Annotated in this window: 15 protein-coding genes, 1 tRNA gene and 3 pseudogenes; 12 read left to right on the top strand and 7 right to left on the bottom strand. The window is 40.7% G+C overall.

The features are described 5' to 3' along the window. Nucleotides 1-54 precede the first annotated feature (54 nt). The 6 genes and pseudogenes from recD to TT11_RS05420 form a co-directional block, all read right to left on the bottom strand. Nucleotides 55-1,257, bottom strand: a complete 1,203-nt coding sequence (gene recD, locus TT11_RS05455; protein ID WP_261869413.1) for an exodeoxyribonuclease V subunit alpha — start codon at nt 1,255-1,257, stop codon at nt 55-57. Then, nucleotides 1,191-2,153, bottom strand: coding sequence for an AAA family ATPase (locus TT11_RS05450; protein WP_261869411.1), 963 nt, complete (start codon nt 2,151-2,153; stop codon nt 1,191-1,193). The genes recD and TT11_RS05450 overlap by 67 nt, the downstream gene beginning before the upstream one ends. Next, complete coding sequence (locus TT11_RS05445; RefSeq protein ID WP_261869409.1) at nt 2,131-2,289, bottom strand: hypothetical protein; 159 nt, start codon at nt 2,287-2,289, stop codon at nt 2,131-2,133. The genes TT11_RS05450 and TT11_RS05445 overlap by 23 nt, the downstream gene beginning before the upstream one ends. 74 nt (nt 2,290-2,363) lie before the next feature. Further along, nucleotides 2,364-6,895 (bottom strand): annotated as a pseudogene (locus tag TT11_RS17060) (UvrD-helicase domain-containing protein). A 91-nt stretch (nt 6,896-6,986) separates the two neighbouring features. Then, nucleotides 6,987-7,310 carry a hypothetical protein gene (locus tag TT11_RS05425; protein ID WP_261869403.1) on the bottom strand — a complete coding sequence of 108 codons (324 nt, stop codon included), beginning with the start codon at nt 7,308-7,310 and terminating at the stop codon, nt 6,987-6,989. 58 nt (nt 7,311-7,368) lie between these two features. After that, nucleotides 7,369-11,526, bottom strand: coding sequence for an exodeoxyribonuclease V subunit gamma (locus TT11_RS05420; protein ID WP_261869401.1), 4,158 nt, complete (start codon nt 11,524-11,526; stop codon nt 7,369-7,371). 494 nt (nt 11,527-12,020) lie between these two features. On the opposite strand from TT11_RS05420, the gene TT11_RS05415 reads away from it, so the two are divergent. The 12 genes and pseudogenes from TT11_RS05415 (at nt 12,021) to TT11_RS05355 (ending at nt 18,488) form a co-directional block, all read left to right on the top strand. After that, nucleotides 12,021-12,314 (top strand): hypothetical protein, encoded by a 294-nt coding sequence (locus tag TT11_RS05415; protein WP_261869399.1) that lies wholly within the window; start codon nt 12,021-12,023, stop codon nt 12,312-12,314. Beyond that, nucleotides 12,284-12,547, top strand: a complete 264-nt coding sequence (locus tag TT11_RS05410; protein ID WP_261869397.1) for a hypothetical protein — start codon at nt 12,284-12,286, stop codon at nt 12,545-12,547. The genes TT11_RS05415 and TT11_RS05410 overlap by 31 nt, the downstream gene beginning before the upstream one ends. Nucleotides 12,548-12,614: 67 nt before the next feature. After that, on the top strand, nt 12,615-13,334 hold the full coding sequence (locus TT11_RS05405; protein ID WP_261869396.1) for a hypothetical protein: 720 nt from the start codon (nt 12,615-12,617) through the stop codon (nt 13,332-13,334). 164 nt (nt 13,335-13,498) lie between these two features. Continuing rightward, nucleotides 13,499-13,574 (top strand) — tRNA-Arg (locus TT11_RS05400). A 212-nt stretch (nt 13,575-13,786) separates the two neighbouring features. Beyond that, nucleotides 13,787-14,002 (top strand): Arm DNA-binding domain-containing protein, encoded by a 216-nt coding sequence (locus TT11_RS05395; RefSeq protein ID WP_261869394.1) that lies wholly within the window; start codon nt 13,787-13,789, stop codon nt 14,000-14,002. Then, complete coding sequence (locus tag TT11_RS05390) at nt 13,938-14,642, top strand: tyrosine-type recombinase/integrase (RefSeq protein WP_370587797.1); 705 nt, start codon at nt 13,938-13,940, stop codon at nt 14,640-14,642. Before TT11_RS05395 ends, TT11_RS05390 begins: the two co-directional genes overlap by 65 nt. A gap of 191 nt (nt 14,643-14,833) precedes the next feature. After that, nucleotides 14,834-15,256, top strand: a pseudogene (locus TT11_RS05385) (tyrosine-type recombinase/integrase); the annotation flags it as partial. A 29-nt stretch (nt 15,257-15,285) separates the two neighbouring features. After that, entirely contained in the window at nt 15,286-15,912 is a 627-nt protein-coding gene (locus tag TT11_RS05380; protein ID WP_261869392.1) for a hypothetical protein, read from the top strand. 31 nt (nt 15,913-15,943) lie between these two features. Beyond that, complete coding sequence (locus TT11_RS05375; RefSeq protein ID WP_261869391.1) at nt 15,944-16,429, top strand: hypothetical protein; 486 nt, start codon at nt 15,944-15,946, stop codon at nt 16,427-16,429. 74 nt (nt 16,430-16,503) lie between these two features. Beyond that, entirely contained in the window at nt 16,504-16,785 is a 282-nt protein-coding gene (locus tag TT11_RS05370; protein WP_201579706.1) for an AlpA family transcriptional regulator, read from the top strand. 279 nt (nt 16,786-17,064) lie between these two features. Next, nucleotides 17,065-17,774: pseudogene (locus tag TT11_RS05365) on the top strand (DUF927 domain-containing protein); the annotation flags it as partial. Beyond that, complete coding sequence (locus tag TT11_RS05355; RefSeq protein ID WP_261869541.1) at nt 17,775-18,488, top strand: hypothetical protein; 714 nt, start codon at nt 17,775-17,777, stop codon at nt 18,486-18,488. It begins immediately after the preceding pseudogene. Between the two features lie 391 nt (nt 18,489-18,879). On the opposite strand, the gene TT11_RS05350 is transcribed toward TT11_RS05355, so the two are convergent. Further along, nucleotides 18,880-19,317 carry a hypothetical protein gene (locus TT11_RS05350; RefSeq protein WP_261869390.1) on the bottom strand — a complete coding sequence of 146 codons (438 nt, stop codon included), beginning with the start codon at nt 19,315-19,317 and terminating at the stop codon, nt 18,880-18,882. Between the last annotated feature and the right edge of the window lie 160 nt (nt 19,318-19,477).

The following is a 19,477-nucleotide window of genomic DNA, read 5'->3' as shown; positions in this document are numbered from 1 at the left end:
TGGATGCTTTTTATTGCACTGACTTATTGTGCCGACAACAACTTGAATGAATCGTTAAAACTGTAATGCCAAACCAGTATGCCGCTCAGTTGGTGTTTGAACTGCTTTTTCTAAGGCGTGCTTGGTACTATATATCGTTACCTGCTTCTTAGCACGAGTCACTGCTGTATAGATAAGTTCTTTGCTCAGCAATCTTGCATGACTATTATCAAAAGTAATGGCAACATGATCAAATTCGGATCCTTGTGACTTATGAATGGTCATTGCATATGCCGTGGCTATCACCTCTTCATTTAGCAAATTAACAGCTATCCCTTGTGTCTTATTTTCAAAGAATACTTCTAATTGGCTTCTTTCATCTGATGTTTGTAAGCAGAAACCAATATCCCCATTAAATAGCCCAAGCTCATAGTTATTTTGTAGCACCATAACAGGACGTCCATGGAACCATGTGTTTTGACCCAATGGTAACTTCAACTCAGCAAGATGCCATTGAGTAAGGTAGTTATTGATATAGTGGTCACCCCATTCACCATTATGGCCAGCAGTGAGGATTCTAAATTGATTAAATACCTCCATTAACGAAGTGGTAGTATTTTTAACTGATTCTGGCACGGATTTTTCAATCGGATTTTCCAGTAAATTTCTAACTTTATTTACGTATGACTGGTAATTATCGGATATTCTTGAAATAATTTTTTCTTTACTTAGGCTATTTTTTATCTCATTATTTGATATGGACTCTGCTTGTAACGTATTAACATATTGAAAACTCAAAGCAGCGTCTTGCCTTAATAATTGCCAAATAGCTTGAAGATTTGTCTCTGCTTTATTGATTTGAGTGGCCAGTTTACCGATACCTGACTCGGCGCTAAATCGGCGGCTCTCTGTTAGCTCTGCGTGTATGGGTTGCAATAGTGGAATACGGCATAGATCAGCCAATACTGCTCCTGCATCGACGGCTGCTAACTGATTAGCATCGCCTAATAATATCAGCCTAGCACCTGGCTTTACCGCGCTCACAAGGTAATTGGCCAACTCGACTCCGAGCATAGATGCCTCATCAACGATGATAATATCTTCACCGAGTGGGTTGTTGGCATCGTAGCGCGGTCTACCCGTTCGACCGATACCTAGTAGACGATGGATGGTTTTTGCCTCTTGCAACTGCAGCTCTACATTTGCGTCATCTAAAGCCGCCTGTAGAGATTCTTGCATACGTTGGGCTGCCTTACCAGTCGGTGCGGCCAATGCCAAACTGGCACTGTCCGTACTGAATCGAATATGCTCAGCCCCATCCCCCCACTCTCTGTCGCTTGCTGCAGCGCAATGACCAATTGAGCCACAGTGTAGGTTTTACCTGTGCCTGGACCACCAGTAATAATACTAAACGCATTATTATTAGCGACATTGATTGCCTTCACTTGGTGCTCATGAAGGTTTTCAGGTATTGCTATCTGTAAAGGACTTACTTGCTGATTTAAGATATTGTTGATATTTTTTGCTAAATTAAACTCTGCTTGCCAAGCACGGTGTAACCAAAATGTGATTTTCGAACTTCGAGTTTGTTCACTTTTAGTTATGTTGTAAATAATCGGTTGATTATTTTTGCTTAGGCTATTTTGATAGTTGTTATAATTAGTATTTGCCTCAACGTTAGCAAATAAAGCATGCTCATGGATTGAATGAACGAAAGTATTTAAGTCGCTATTTTTCAAGCGCTGATATAACGTAGTTATTGCATCAAAACGTTTGATCAACATCTCTTTTTCATGATTACTAAGTGCTAGCTGCGCCCACAGGTAATCTCGCTGACCAAACAAAGTGTCCAGTAATACAAATAGCGATGTCTCTGTTGTAGTAACATCGTCTAGTTGCGTGTCTAGTTGCGTGTCTAGTTGCGTGTCTATTTGCGTTTTTATCTGAGTATCAATCAGCGCAAAAATTGGTGTTGCCAGTATCCCCAATAATTGCTGCTGCCATGCATATAACGTGACTACTTCCCCATTAATCTGACCTTGCATGGGAGCTCCATGATCGGCTGTATCGACAGTTAATACAGTATGGCCCTCTTCCAAATGAGCCGCTAAAATAACGAATAGAGCAGTAAATAAGTCATTGTTTTCCGACTTATTGATTTTTTTTGCTCTCATCATTCGTCTTTGCATTTGTCGCGTCATATGCTACATGTGTTTGCTGACGACGTAACAAGATATAATCGCTGATGTTACTGGCCCAGCTCTCTTGTAAACTAATGGCTGACTTACTTTTATTGTTATTATTACTCATCGTATATTTATCTCTTATTAATCTTATTAACTGCTATAACAATTTTTATCTACCTAGTTGCTATATAAGGTTTATTAATCCGGTAGGCCAAACAATGCATCTAGACCTTTAACAAAGTCGATGGGAATATCCCAAGTGACCAATCCATAGCAGCCATAATTCTCTAAGTTGTTACTGCTATGTTTATTATTATCTTGAGAGGTAGTGTCAGCGATTTTAGCATTCGGATCATACACACCGCGTAAAAACACGTACTCTACAGCGCCTAAGTACTTATCTTCGTTACCCGTATAATCACTGATTCTCATGGCAAGGAACCGATGTAATGCTACTTGATAGATTGCTGCTTGTAGCCAGTAGCCTGCTTTGGACATTGCTTTCTTGAGCGTATCTTCATTGTAATCGCTTAGGCTATTTCCTAGAAAGTTACTTTTATAATCGACCACATAATACTTGCCAGCATGCTCATACACCAAGTCAATCTCACCGCGTAGATAACGATACAGATGCGCTTTATTTTGTGGAACTAGAGTGACATGTTTATCTGTCTCATCAGGTAAATACTGTTGAAAAAGTTGACTAATATCCTGTGCTTTAAAATTCTCTGACAACCCCATGTTGAACTCTAACTCGGCAAATTGTTGACCTGCATCAATAGAGCGCAACGGTTGCTTGGAGGCCAATAATGGCGCATCTAAGACCTCTTCAATCCAGTCCATCAACGCCTCATGTTTGCTAGCGTCTACTGAGTTAAGATTAAATGAATCAGTATTAACGTCATTACCTTGCTCTTGCGTCTTTGCTTGCAATCGACGGCTTTGGGTTTCAGCACTGCTATACACCAGCGGCAGCTGATAACTACTGATGGCTCTATCGATAACTTGAGACCACTGCGCTTTATTGTTGAAATCAATTTTTTCAAATATCTCATGCAAAAATGTACCGGCATTAGCGCCTTTAACAAAGGTAAAGCGGATATCCTCTTCTGACTTGAAGCTCAGTTCACCGTCTTGTTCGAGAGACTCATCGTTATTAAGTAACGAAATATCAGAAACTGAAGACTCTGTCATATCAATGTCTATCGCATCATCAATACGCTCATCCACTATCGCCATTGCTTGTGTAGATTCATCTAGCTGACGCGCCAAAGCGGTAAAGCTAGTCTTGGCCCAACCATAAAAATAATTAGTTTTCATCACCTCTGCAAAGGGCGCGTATTCAATAGCCTCTGTCGTAGGCTTATGAGCATTTGACTTGGTAGTAGCCAGTTGAGCACTGTCATTTACGCCTGTTGAATTAGCAGTTTTGTTTGCGTAATTATTGTCATAGAACTCATTAACCTTATGACCTCTGAGCATGCCTATGGTACCTTTGAGTCTATCAGGTAGCTCAAACTTGGCATCCTCGGAGTCAAACCAATGGCACACTGGTCTTAAGTCACAATCGGTATTTCTATAGGCCTCTTTTAACACTACATAGAGCTGCTCACTGGCCCGAGTAAATGCTACATAGCCAAGGCGGCGGCGCTCATCAAAATTCTCTTTTGTTTCGATATCAGTATAATAACCCTTATCCGTGGAAGAGCCTTGCAATGGTGAGAAGCGGCGCTGATTTCCTGTTGATTGACTGTCTATCGACTGCTGCACTAATGCTGAGGGCGCTTGTTGCGCGTTATATAGATACAGCCCATAGTCTTCCTTATTGCCAGACTTCCTACTGGCATCACCCATTCCCAATACATAGACAACAGGGAATTCAAGCCCTTTAGACTTATGAATGGTCATCAATTGCACACCAGATTCTGTCGGTAGCGGATATTGCTTAGCCCAGTCACTGTTAGGCGCTGCATCTATATGCTGTCTGAACCACGCCAGCAACTCATACTCACCCATGCCTAGACCATACTGCGCCAAGATGTCCATGACATGACGCAAGTCCATGATATGACGGTCACCTTCTGGATGAGCAGCTAGGGCTTGCCAAACGCCTTGCGGCTGTACAGGGCTTTTATCTAATAAATAATGTAGCGCCGATAATATGCCAAAGTGCTGCCAACGCTGTGCACCTTCTTTTAAATAGGTAATAAAGTCTTGATAGCTTTTTTTGGTATCAGTCGTTTCATTGGCTGGGAGGTCTTTCGAATTAGAGTTTTGTGAATGGGCGCTTGACGTACTGCTGCCCTCAGTAACGCCTGACTCATGGTCCGTCATCATGGCTTTGATGTTTTTGATACTCAGTCCATATAGGTGACTGGTCAACACCCGATTAATCATGTCATGACGATACGGGTATAACATGGCACTTAGCAATGCCGCTACATCTTCTGCCATAATAGTCTCAAAGATGCTGACATCACTAGTAGTCAAAGTCGGCACATTAAGCTTTATTAGCTCATCTTCGACCCTTTTCAGATCTTTTTTGGCACGTGCCAGCACCCCAATATCACTGCTGAATCGGCTGACCTTTAAGTGTCTGACCACTATTAAGCAAAGTGGCTATATGGCGAGCTGTTATTTCATGTTCATCATAATCAAACTCTTTTTCCTTATCATAAGGCAGGTGCAACAAGCTCACTGGCTGAGCAGAAAGCACTTCTGTCACCAATACGTTATCCAGCCTATCTGACTCATTAAACCAAGACAGCTCATATTCCGGTTTTGCTGCTTTGATATGTTGGTAGTGAATCCCAGTACCCAGTTGCGACAGCTTATTCTCAGCAGTTGTGGCATCAGCATACCAAACCAACAGTTTAATGCGTTAATCACACCGGCATTAGAACGGCGGTTGATATCAAGCGTCCAAAGGGCACTTTTATTAAACTGGGCTTTCATATAGTTGTAGTTGGCCACATCGCCACCACGAAACCCATAAATAGCCTGTTTAGGATCACCAACCAGTAGCAGAAACTCATGATTGGCTTTCTTAGTGGTTGCCTGTTTATCACTGTCCGACTGTTTACGCTTATTCTTTGGCAAGTAGATGCTTTCAATCATAGTGGCTTGCTCGCCATTGATATCTTGCGACTCGTCAATCAATGCCACAGGATAGTGATGACGAATATAACGCGCCAGCTTATCTCCTTGACGACCAGTTAATGCTTGGTTTAAGCGTACCATCTGCAAACTAAAGGTCGTCTCGCCGCGCTCTTCTAAAATAACTGGCAGTCTATTACGCACAGCCAGCACAATACGGCGGTTAAGATTGGCTAAAACAGTAACTATGTGATCATTAAATTGTTGGATACAACAATTTAGCTTAAGTAACATCTGAACAGACTCAGTACTGATAAACCTTAACCGTCCTTGCTCTTTGTCTTCTAAAAATCCAGAATCTTCTGAGTCATCATAAGTTGCTTGAAGTTGTTTCAAAAAATTTAACTGTGGTTTGGATAGACTTTGAGAAAAAGATAGTTGTTTGCTCTGAATAAGATCTTTAAAATCTTGATAAAAACCTAAGTTTTTAGCAACACTTTTACGATTATCAAACCCTTCTTTTTTTCTAAAATCTTTCTCAAAGTAAGCTTGCATATCATGAAAATCACAATCGCAGAACTGGCTCAAGAATTCTTCGTAAGCCTGAATATCAAATTCAATAGTATCAACATTGTCAATCGGCGCAGAGATAAAATTAAGCGAGCGAGTCACATATTTCTTATGATCGCCAACTGCAGTCAGCTTACCTTGCTGATCCATTAGCGCATAAAGTTTAGGCTGCTCATAGTATAAGCGGCTCTGAAACTGACGCAGCTCATCATGGATAATACTATCAGTCACCTGTTCAATACTGCTGTCTTCAATAATTCCCATGCCCTGCTGATGACCCGTCTCGCTACTATATTCCGTCAGCCATTTTTGCGCCAAGCTATCGAGCGTACCTACGAATAGCTTATCCAACGTCGTTAGCACCAGCGCGGTACGCCTAATAGCTTCTGTCATTGGATAGCTGTAGACATGATCCAATAAATAACCAATTAAATGCAAGTTAATAGGATCTTTCATGATGCCATCTAAGCGCGCATATTTTGCCTGATTGACTAGCCAATCTTCACGATATTTTTTTGCTTGTTTACGTTTATCAGCGGTAGCTTGCTTATCAGTAGCAAGGTCTTGATTTAGCTGGTCAGTTTTCTCTGCCTCAGCGTTTGAGGCAGCACTTGAGTTATCTGCTTGTCTATCCTTATCACTCTCAGGCATGACTTGTAATATGTTCGGGTATAAACTCTCTTTATTATTAGTATCAGCACTTAGGCTATTGACCCATTGTAATAATTGATAAAAATCTACCAAACGGTCATGAATACGCTGACGCATTTCAGCTGCGGCAGCGCGAGTAAAGGTCGTGGCGATGATTTGCTCTGGCGCACGCCGCGCTTCAATCAGCAGACGCAGCACGATACCAGTTAATGTCCACGTTTTGCCAGTACCAGCTGAGGCTTCAATTAAATGCTTGCCTGTTAGAGCAACATCAACTGCTGGTATTACATCCGCTTTTTGATCAGATATAGGATTGGCGTGAGGCAGCTCATCCGAGTACTCATCGAATAAATGTGGTTGCGTAGACTGTGTAGAAAGGTCACTGATACTGGTTGGTCGGTAAAGTCTGTCATAAGGCGGATACTTTTAATTATTATCTATTAGAGCAAGAGAGCAAAAATTAATGATTCTAAATGACTAGAATGAATTGAAGACACGCTCTAATTAGCCGTCTAAGTCAATTAACGCGGTAAACACTGGCTCATACAATGGTCGTGCCAAGGTAGTCAACGCTGCCGATAATGCTTTGAACGCGTCTTGATCACGCAGTACATATTGCCAAATGGCATGCTGAGAGCACGTATCGTATACCGTGTTTGCTTGATAGTTAGGTCTTAGCCAATCTGAGAAGTCGGCACGTTTTGGCCAATAGTTGCCGGCTTCACTTGCTTCAAACTTTAGGTACTTATCAAGGTAATTGAGTGCATATTCTGGCAATAACGTAATGGGCACTTGACCGACTAGCTTGCCAAAAATCGCCCATTTCATCAGCTCTATCACAGCGTTTTCATAAACAATGGGACTTAGTTTAAAGGCGATTATTTTGTCATATTTTTTTGACTTGCGAGCTAGGCTTATTAAAGCGCCAAATACTCACACCATCATTTAGAGCCACTTGCTCAGCAGTGGTACGTCTGGCCACCTGCCAATACAAGTGCGATAACCAAAATTTGAGTAAATGCCTAGGGCTAGCAGAGTTGGGCAGTATATTTAACCATTGCTTGGGTGATTGCTCAGCATAGGTCTTACCTGCCTGCAGATGTGTGTGGCGGGCATGCGCATCTGGCGGCACTGATGATGGTGGTAATGATACTGATGCTAATATTGGCACCGAGCCTTTTATCTTAATAACTTTCGGCAACAGCTTGAGCAGTGTTTCCATACCCTCTATATCTGTCTGGTTGCTTGATTCGCTATTGGTGCTATTGAACAGTTTTGCCAACTCTATCTGAACAGGGTGTTCGGTGATTGGTGTCAGTAGCTGTAATACTGTAGCGCTATCTGCTCCACCTTCGTTAATAATACTACTCTCATCAAAGCCATTAGCCATTAACTGCTCTTTGAACTCTAGACATTGCTGTTGCAGCTTTTGTTGTTGATTGGGTAGCGTGGTTTGGCGAGCCACACCAGCTGGCATGATTTTTTGGTACATTAAGGTTTGATTAGCGCTGTCATCAGTCGTATTGGCAATAGTATTATCGGTCGCCAGCTCTTTAATCAAATGCGCTTTAATTTGATAGGTCGTCAAGCTGTCTAAAAATAGCGGCTCTTGCTGCGACAGTGCTTCTTCACCTTGCACCACATGCACCTTTTGAGTACGCAAAAACGCTTTGGCAGGATGGCGCACTTGATACGCCAATACTACTTCAACGTCTATCTCTCCAATATTAAATATGCTATCAGATACCGCTTGGGTAAGCGCTTCCGTCATGCTACCGACATCGCTAGCATCAACAACTGTATCTAGCGCCAACATTTCAGCCAATGCAGACAAGGTTTGATTGTCTACTCGACCTAACTGACCCAAGCCTTGACCAAGTATCTTAGCGATTGACTCATATTGTGATTTTGTGGGTAACCTCACCAGTTGCGCATGCTCACTAGATACTCGCCCTTTTAAAGTATGAAACACTGACTGCCAAAGCGGCGCAGGCGGAAACTGCTTTTTTTGCGCCAATTTAGTTTTGCGCATGGCCTTATTTAAGAGAACATCTAATTCATCCATCATATCGACAGGGCTGGAATCCTGAGCATTGACGTTGGCATTGTTATTGCCATCAATATCAGGAGACGCTTGCTCAAAAATATCATTGCCTTCAATTTCTGTTTCAAACAGACTCTCATGAAAAGGCAGAGCAGGATGCTCAGTCACTAGCCACTGCTTAATCAATTTAGGTAAGTAACGCTTAAGGCTTTCCGTGGTGGGATCAATATTCTCAGGTAATGTCTCAAGCGAGTTCACCTGCCATTGCACCTCGCCTTGTAGGAATTGCAATAGCTCACTCACTGGGTTGGCTGGCAAATGCTCATGGGTGTCCGTCAAGCTTTGGCCGTTGTAGAACATCCAACATGCACTGCGCGCGCACAGTAGCGCATCTAAAAATGCCCCGTTGTCATCATCTTCACTGACTCTGTCACCGCGGCGGGCATTGGTCGCTTTCATCAAATCATAGCGGTTGTCACGATCACGCCCAGGAAACTCAGAGAGATCCATATTGAGCATAACCACCAGCTCAAACGGCACGTTTCTTAGTGCACCAAATCGACCAAAGGTAATCACCCCCGTCGGCTCCGCACTGACCTGCTGACTCTCTAGCTCCGCTTCGATACTGTCTAGCATAAAGCTCAGCTTGAGCGGCAACTGCTCCACACCTGCCAGCCTCTGCTCTACTTCTTTGTTGTCGACATCACCACTAGCGTACTGCCTATAGTGACGATTGGCTCGCAGACTTGATTTAAAGCCATTCATCGCATTGTAAATGGCGCGCATGGTACGTGTTTGATCCACATCGCCAAAGTAGCGATGGATAACTTGTGTCTCAATCTGATCGAGCCAATCTTCCGCTTTCATTTTTTTGTGTATGATCATCAGTCGTGCAACCAAGCCAGTATAAATACGGCAAAGCGCTTCAACAATCAGCGCATCATTTAGGCTCACTTGTGGTAACGGCAAGGTCATTTCTGGTAACGCAGTGCTTGGCCATTCATCGCCATTTAGATCATATAAGCAGTCGCTCAACTCAGCCTCTGGCATGACCAGACCTAAAGTTAATCTGTCTAATGCCTGTGCAAAGCTAAAGCGATAGTCGTAATCATTGCTGTCTAAAGTTTGCTTAAGATGCAGCTCGTCAAAACCACGAATAAAGCCCGCCTCTACCAATAAATCACAGCCACGGCTCATTTGCTCATGAGTCAGTCCAAAGCTTTCAAACAATGGCGGTAACATGAGCCAGTCTAAGACTTCAGCTGCTTCAAAACGAGCGCTATGACTACCTAATAGTTTGTAAAAACCGATAATGGCTTCCCATAACTGGCGAATATCGGCATCAACAACACCAGTCACTTTAGCAGGCAAAGTCAAACCGTCTTGACCTTTACCATTGACGAAAATAGAACCAATCAGTGCATGATGACGTTCAACATCGGGTAGCAGCACAACAATGTCGGAGATATGGCGTTTCTTTTCACCTAGTTTGATAGGTTCATTTAGCCAACGACCAATCATAATACGTAATACTTCAAGCTGACGCTGCAAACTATGACACGAATGAATGCTTAGGCTATTATCTTGAGAAGAGATTGCCCAAAAACGGTCTTTCTCAAAACGCTTATTCTCTAACGCTTCATCTTCATACCAAGCCGTTGCTGGCTTAGCTTCATCAAAGCTTGACTCTATATGCTTACTTACCGCTTGTGAGACTGTAGCGGCTGTCGCCTGCTGGGTAGATTGCTCATCAAGCATCAATACATCATTTTGCAAACGTTTTAATAAGCTCAGGTTACCTTGCGTATCTTGAGTACTGACAGCGTCTTCAGTAGGGACGACACTTTCAGACATGCCTTGAACGAGCGCATCATCTACACCATTATCAAAGTTATCTTGCCATTCGACTAGCGCATCGTCGTATTGCTCATTACCTGATAAATTGGCAAGCATGGCAAACGCATCGCGCGACTGCTTGCCCAAACGCGATAGCAAACTGTGACCATAATCACGCAAGAACACACTCTCAGGGTTGATAATCTGCTGGCGTTGTAACCATGATTTATCGACGATATCTGCCCAAAACAGCTTTGATGGATTGTAGTGCAATAGCGTGATATTCATGTATTGCGACAGACTCTGTAGAAAGTCTAACTCGGTCTGTGGCAGTTGCTGGATGGTAAATATACGCAGTACTTTGGGCAATTGGTCACGCTCATTCGCCTTGTTACCTTTTAAAGCCGACCAAAACGCACGCTCTAGTGCCACACGATGTAGATGAACATCGGCAAACAAATGCGACCACAAGAAACGTTGGGCAATTTCTAACTCTACATAATGCTCGACCAACCACTCAGGCGTGCCGCGCGCATACTTATCAAAGCGCAGGGATAAGGCGTCTTTATCTGCTATCAACTCACTTACGTTCAACGGCTTGTTTTGTGACCATAATGCCAACCAATCCTCACGGTGAGTCAAATAGCGGTTAAACACCCTAGCCAAATCACTTGCCAGCTGCCAAATACGCGCATCTTGTTGCACCTTATCCTGTTGTAAACTGTCCTGTTGAGCACTTACCTGTGGGTCGTCAATCAAAGACGCTAGCAACGGATGCACTGGATGCTTTTCATCTGCAACGATTGTTTCTTGGTAGTAAGTCAAATAACCAAACAATCGCCACTGCATTACTGTCGGTGATAACACCGCCACTTCCGGCACATTCAGAGTTTCCGCTTCAGGGTTTTGCGCTAATAAGTATGCGTTGTGGCGAGTCAATACATCTTGCATCAGTGTCCATTGATACTGACCCCAAAATTTAGTACGCACTAAGGTACTAATACCAGCACGGCTAGCAATAGTTTTATCCAACCAATCGCCCAATACCATTGACGGTACAATGACAATAAAAGGCTCAAAAACAGGCTGATCCTTGGACTGGTACTGTACAAGCAATTGATCAACGAGGTTTTCGGTACGGTGCGACTGAATAATAGTGAACATAGACAATAATCTGATTGAAATAAGGGTTAGATATTAGGATTAATAAAAAAAGGCTTCACTTATAAATGATGCAGCTGATAAAAATAGTGATAATAGTACTACGCATAATAAAGATAAGATGAGATGTCTGTATCCAATGTCAAAAACGCCATAAAACGTCTAGACAAAACAAAAATCGATACTCATCAATCCATGTTTGATGGTCGTTACTATGATGCATTTCTGCTAGCATGAGGGCCAGAAACAAAAACAATCATAGTAGCAAATTCTACATATCCATTGATAACGTTGACTTGCCAAATTTGCTATCAGTGTGCCATTGATGGTTATCGTTTACTAGTGTAAATGCCGATATTATAATAAGCTTGCGACATTTAGTGTCGTTTTATACTATCATTCATATTTACAATGAAATAATCTCATTGCGGTTTTTAAATTGGCCTTTACAACCTGTATCTAAATAACACTTTCTATTGACGGGATTACTTAATATTATGCCATTGCGTCCCATTGATGCTATTTTTGTCCATCCAAAACAACGCTTATACGTCGTGTATTATCGCGGTGAGTTGTGGCAACTGCCACGTATGAAAATCGATGAGAGATCATGGAAAAACAGACGACCCTATACCGATGATAGTAGCTCACTTTATTTGAGCATCCATCAAGCTATCAGCGACCCTATCCTTGCGCAGAAATTGAGAACGCTAGATCTACCTGTAGCGGTACGTAGTAGCACTTTGCCACGTTTTGAAGCATGGTGGGAGGCACATGGTTTAAATGGTTAAAAGACAGACTATTAACCGGTGAATCGCCGTTAGCAGCGCATCAAACTACTACACCTGCTGCCAAGGTATTAAACAACCAATCTGATCCTCTAACAGATTGCCAAACCAATGGCCATACTGATGAAAGTGGTGAGGTTAATGAAGAACAAGTATCTACCCCTTCTGCAGACACGGATATCTTTGCAGACATGTTGGCTGAATTAACCGATGAAGTACTAGAACAAAAGCTTTAAAAAAATAGATACTACCCTGTATATAAACGTTGCTATGAATCAACTAATAATAAAAGAGCAGTAATATATGAAAGACTACAAACTACTGCTGGCTGGGCTAATCTTGCTACTGCTCACAATCTTTATCGCGGTCTTCATTTGGTTGTGGACCAGTAATCAAAAAAACACAGACCCATTGCCAATCATGGCAAGTGAAAGTGAAGCAGACCCTAGTACGAAAGGGGATGAATCAAGAGAGATTGCTGACAGTGTTTTATACATTCGAGCAGAGGAGAAGTTACAGATACCTTTGGACGATATCATTGTGAGCTTTGAATCTCGTTATCCGCACGTACAAGTGTTAGCGAGCTATGTCCCCTCTCACGACCTTCTTACAGTACCAAGTAGTGGTTCTACCAAAGACAAACTCTCTGACTTTGTCTTTGATACAGATATGATTATTACCAATGACGATAGCCTATCCACAGAACGGGTATCGCTCCTACAGTCAGAGTTACAACAGGCACAAGATAGAAATGATCAAAGACAAAAAAGTACTGAGGCCAGTGATATAAGTAATGCATCTGATAAAAATAGTGATAATAGTACGCATGATAAAGATAAAAAGATACACACTCTAAACCCCTTTAACTATGCGCTAAAAGATGAACAGGAGCTTGAAGGTGTCATCCTGACAGACGATACAACTGCTATTAACTTCCGTAATTTTTTTACTATCGAGCACAGGTCAAGATATACTAAAAAAAATATGATTATGAGAACATTAGTGGTTATAAGAACAGTGTAAATGACTTATTTAAACCAACCTCACAGGCAAAAAAAATGCATCAGGTGATCATGCTGTAGATGTCACTGACGCGCTTAGCAATGGTGAGTAAAGGTAAATTGTCTCTATTTGTCTTTTGTTGATTGCTTTTATGACTGCTTTTTTCTACAATGTCACTCCATAATGCGCCTATAGCTCAACAGGATAGAGCAGTTGCCTCCTAAGCGATCGATCCGAGTTCGAGTCTTGGTGGGCGCACCAATCATTGTATTTAGACATAACCTCGCATTACCTCAAGCCCTTTAAACCCATTATACATATACATACTTGTCTTTATTGATTACTTGTCATTACCTGCTAGCACCTCTACAATGTTGTTAAATAAGTTGTTAAATGATAAACAACATCATTTTTTGTTGTTAATTATGCGATGAGATTGTTGTTAAACCTCTCAACGCCTTGAGGTATAAGCCATGACAAGAAGACAAGACTATCGATTAACTGACGCTGGCGTGAAAGCCATCGCCAAACAATCCACACCGACCAAAGTCACGCGCCATGGTGATGGCAACAATCTATACCTGATACAACATCCAAATGGCTCACTGTTTTGGCAGGTGACTTATCGCTATCAATCCGATAAAGATCTTAAGCCAAAGCAAAAAAACTTATCAGATTGGTATTTATAAATCTGCCAAGCAAATCATTGGCTCTACATTTAAACCAGAGGTGTCACTAAAAGAGGCTCGGCTGGCACGCGATAAAGCTCAGGCGCTCCTCAGTGATGGCATTGACCCAACTAAACACAAAAATCATGAAAAAAATAATTTTGAGCAAAAAGACTTATTTAGAGTGATTGCCAAGAGCTATATTGACGAAAAATCTACCACTACCTCTAAGAATATTCAAAAACTTCACAACTACCTAAATAGGCATATTGCACCTCATATCGGTGACTATCCTATTGCCTCTATTACTGCACAAGACGTTATCAAAACAGGTCTAGAAATTCAAAACTACTTCGAAAAACAAGGCAAATGGACAGCCGATACTACAAGTAAGTGTGTTGAGCTAATTGGCTCAGTTTTTGAATATGCTATTAATACGTTAGGCTACGATATCATTAATGTCGCTCATGGTCGTAATAAAGCTTTAAGACCTCATCAGGCTAAGCGTATGAAAGCAGTCGAGCAGCATCAACTTTCTGAATTATTACGTAATATTGATAAATATGTTGCAGATCATCCGAATGCCCATGAACAAACCGTGGCTGGCATGCAGCTGATGACCTTCTGTTTTGTTAGAACGAAAGAGCTAAGGTTTTTTTGAGTGGTCGGAGATTGATTATCATAAAAATGTGTGGCGTATACCGGCTCATAAGATGAAAATGCGTCAAGACCATATCATTCCGCTATCATCACAAGCGATGGCCATTATCGAGCGTATGCGACCTTTGACAGAAAAAAACGGGTTACGTATTTTATAATTTCAGAAAGAATAAACCTTATAGTGAGGCTTGGTTTAATCAAGCTCTGAAACGCATGGGTTACACAGGTGATCCCTACCCTGAAATGACTGGGCATGGATTTAGACAGCTTGCCAGCACGGGATTGTATGAAATGCAATTCAGTGAAGATGTAATAGAAATACAGTTAGCCCATCTTAAGCAGTCTAGTGTCAAAAAGCGCTATGACTTGTCTGCACATTTAGCAGAACGACAGATGATGATGAATCAATGGGCAAATCATCTAGACGATCTGCGAGCTGGTAAGGCAATGAGCTTCGAATTGCTTACACCAGATGAAGTCAAGAAAGAAATGGATAGTCGTAATGAGCAAGCTACTGATATAGCGCTACATGATAAGGATATTTTAATAAAGAGTTTACAAGCGCAGGGCGTGTCGCCTGAGCTAATACATCAGCTAACTATACAATTAGCATAAAATAAATAATATCTATAAGGCTTTCTACTATGAGACTGTTTAAAAAAATAAGACACAATATCTCTATAAATAATGAAGAAGAATCTAATAGTAATTATATTCTAGCTACTGAATATTTAAAGGAATTAGCAGCACAACATAATCAAGACATTAGTTCAATTGCTAATTATTTATCAACGATTGACCCTTCTAAAGGTTTAAGAAATTTTTATCTATTAAGAGATAGCGAGTTTGTCTTTCTTGAGGATGAATCTGCATATCAATCTGTGCAGGTTAGAAAATTTCTTGACGATGCCACATATCATAAAGATCACAATCATACACTGAATGTGCATGACAACTTCAAACAAACTTATGCAGATTATTATCTAAAGCGAGCCGATACCGAAAATATCACAATAAATCAACTGAGCTTAGCACGCGCTAAAGATATACCTGCTAACGGTAGCCTAGCAAGCTATCTTTCTTTTTTTAACATTCCTCAAATTGCGGCACTATATTTAGGTATAGCTTTAGAAGATGTATATATAACTGACTCTTCATATGCTTATTACTCTAATAGAAATAGATATCCTGAAGAGTACTCTAAAAAATATATGCAAACAGTTAGTTGTATTGAGTCAGATTTTATATATGAAGGAATAGTAAAAAAATAACTTTGTTAATGGGTTAAACGTTAATGATACCTTGGATCTTACTCAGACTACTATAGATCGTAATAGCTTAGAAAGATTATTATCTTATAAAGGCTATTCGTTAAATAACCTACTGAAACATCAGCCTTCTTTATTGAAAAATCTTGAAGAAAATACACTTCTTAGAGAAAACTTAGATAGTGCTAACAAGCAAATTTTTAGCCTAGAAAATGAAATTGATAGATTAAGAACAGATCTAGAAAAAAATAATGAGCTAGCTAATAGCAAAGAAGGACAAGGAGATAGCTTATTGATTCTAGGTGCAGTAATGGAGTGTATTAGAGACGTTGCTAAACCAAATTACACACAAAAAAAATTAATAGAGATAATATTAGACAAATACAAAACTACTGATAGTATATCTCAAAGCTCATTAAACAAGAAATTTCCAGAAGCAAAAAAACTATTTAAAACAAAACCTTACGCCTTAAAAAATTTCTATAGAAATTATGATAATTTCTATAGAAATGACATGTAGGAACTCCACCTATAACATTACTCTACAGCACCAGCCATGACTGGCTACAACTCACAATGCTGTGGAGTAACATTATGAAATTGAAAAATAAATTCCTGCGAATGTCAGATCTCGCAAACCAGCCTGAACGCGAAGCTAAAACTTATATCACTCAGTCAGGTCAGCAACGTACTATTACAGCCAGACCCGCCTCAAGCGGTATCACTGGATTTTCCGCTAAACACCTTTACCATCTCATAAATGAAAGGAAGTTTCCTGCCCCAATAAAAATGGGACGTGCCAGCCTTTGGCGTGTGTCCGATATTAATGACTGGTTAGATAGTCATATTTCTTCATCCAACAATGAGGAAGCATAGTCATGAGTAAATACAATCAGATTTCTGATCCTAAGATAATTGATGAGCAATCAGCTATCTTAATAAAAAAAGCCGGTCATCTTGCAGGATGACCAGCTCTCAGAAAATACCTCAGATGACATTGACGAGCCATCATCTGAAATTATAGCAGAAACTAAATCGAATGGACGATTCGTTTACGAAAATGGATTTTTTTGAATTACGTTCAAACGGTTTATATTATGTACACCTCAATGATAAAAAAAATCTTCCAAACCTCCTAGACAGCATGACGTTTTTATTTGCTCACCCATAGAGGTTATTGCCAGAACGCGAGATGTTCATAGCACTTCATGGGGTGTATTAGTAAGGTGGTTTGATGCTGATAGAGTAATGCATCAACACTCTATAGCAAGTGGCTCATTTCTTGGCGATACACGCGAATACCGTAAATATTTGGCCAGTCAAGGTTTAATTATCACACCTAATATTAAACATCGTCAATATTTAGATATTTATCTACAGCAGCATCCTATTGAAACTAGAGCATTGTGTGTTGATAAATTGGGCTGGCATGGTGATCGATACGTACTACATAATCGCACGCTAGGTAAAAATGCTGATGAAATGACTGTCTATCAATCTGATAGCATAAATAGTAACGCACTCTCTCAGAGAGGTACAGTTGTTCAATGGCGTGATGAGATATGCAAACTAATTGCTGAACAAAGCCGTCTTGTATTCTCAATATGCTGTGCATTCGCAGGACAACTATTAGAGCCGTTAGGCTATGATGGAGGTGGATTTCACATGCTAGGCTCATCAAGTATAGGTAAATCTATTGCAATGTTCCTAGGAGCCAGTGTATGGGGGAAGCCTACAGTAATAGTTAGAACGTGGAGACAGACGGACAATGCACTCGAGGTACAGCTAGAGAGCATAACGATAGCGTTTTACTGTTAGATGAAATAGGACAGCTCGAACCTAGCATCGCTGTCAAAACCGCTTATATGCTAGCTAATGGAGTTAGTAAATCCCGAAGGTCTGCCTCTGGAGACAACCAAAAATCTCATACTTGGCGCCTCATATTTCTATCCAATGGTGAGCAATCAATCAAACAACATGTTGCATATGAGTCTAAAGGTGTTACTGCAGGAATCGAAATACGCGTTGCGCATATTGAAGCTGACGCTGGTACAGGCAATGGAGTTTTTGATAGCCTTGTAATGGCAGACTCTGGTTCAGAACAGGCAGATAAAATTAAAGAACTCGCCTCTAAATACCACGGCACAGCAGGAATTGCTTGGCTTAATTATGTTACTGCTAATAAAGTAGAAACTACAGCTAAAGCTAAAAGTTTAATTAAAGGCTTTATGCTGCAATACGATGATCTATCATCACAGGCGCACAGGGTCGCTAAAAGATTTGCGCTTGTAGCTGCCGCAGGGGAGATGGCAACACAAGCTGGTATTACTGGTTGGCAAACTGGGCAAGCTACAGCAGCAGTCAAGGTATGTTTTAGTAACTGGCTTGACAACTATGGACACGATGGTGAGCATGAAGAGAGACAAATCATCAATAATGTTAAAGCATTTATTGAAAGACATGGTTCAAGCAGGTTTCAGCCTTGTTACAATAAAGGATCTACAATCTTTGAAGACAAGATTAGCAATTGTGCTGGCTACCATAATCGCGACACAAACGATTTCTACTTTTTTTACTAGTGATTTTGAAAAAGATGTATGCTCACCATTTAGTAAGCGTAAGGTTTTGAAAGTAATAGAAGAAGCTGGACTTTTGATTGTGAATGAATTTGGTCGCAACACTTATAAAACTCCGACAACTTGTATTAAACAACGTCCCCGTGTTTATGGTATTAAAGGGTCAATACTGAACTATGAACCTGCTTAGAAATACCAATAAGGGTTTACTAATAAAAGTCCCAGTCATACCTTAACTTGAAACGACCAGGACTGCTTTAGAACCTTTAGCGACGGGTGTTGTCCCACTGTCCCTTTCGTCCCATGTTAAAAGCGGAGTGAACATTAAAAGACTAAAAGCTCTCTTATTCAGTGAATAAGAGAGCTTTTTAAATAGGATATTTAGTTATATATTTTAAGAACAATAATACGAGAAAATACCTCCGACCGCATCTCTGTCTATATGATTGATAAAGTTGTCATCCCAAGGATCATCTGGGTAAGCCATTGACGTTTTAAAACTAATTTTATCCCCATCAGCTGTCATAATGTGAGACTTGACTGGCTCCTTACAGTTTATTTCAACGTACTGGTTGAAGGCGCCTGTATATCCGGTTGAATACACCTGAAGCCACATCACCTCAGGCTTCAAAGCATTGTTTTCGGGTAATTGTATTCTTAATGGTTTAGCATACCAAGTCGTTGACTTCACGCCATCACCCAGAGGTTGATTAAATACCTCTACCTGCTGATTCTTAAAAAAATCATTGCCATTATTAATTTTAGCGTTTACCGAACTTAAAGATACAGCTGTTATTGCCAAGCAAGTTAACAATCCTCTTGAAAACTTCATCATAACTCCTCTATATGATTATATGTAAGATGCATTTTATAAATAAAGTATAAATTTAAACAACTTTATTCATTCAGCAAAAAAACAACTCAATACAAACCTTGGGACAGATGGGACTAGTGGTACAACTTATACAGCATAAGGGCTGATACTTGTCCCG

Source organism: Psychrobacter sp. JCM 18901 (assembly GCF_000586435.1).
Lineage (GTDB): Bacteria > Pseudomonadota > Gammaproteobacteria > Pseudomonadales > Moraxellaceae > Psychrobacter.
Note: the sequence above shows the minus strand (reverse complement) of the source record. Positions and strands in the feature narration are given on the sequence as shown.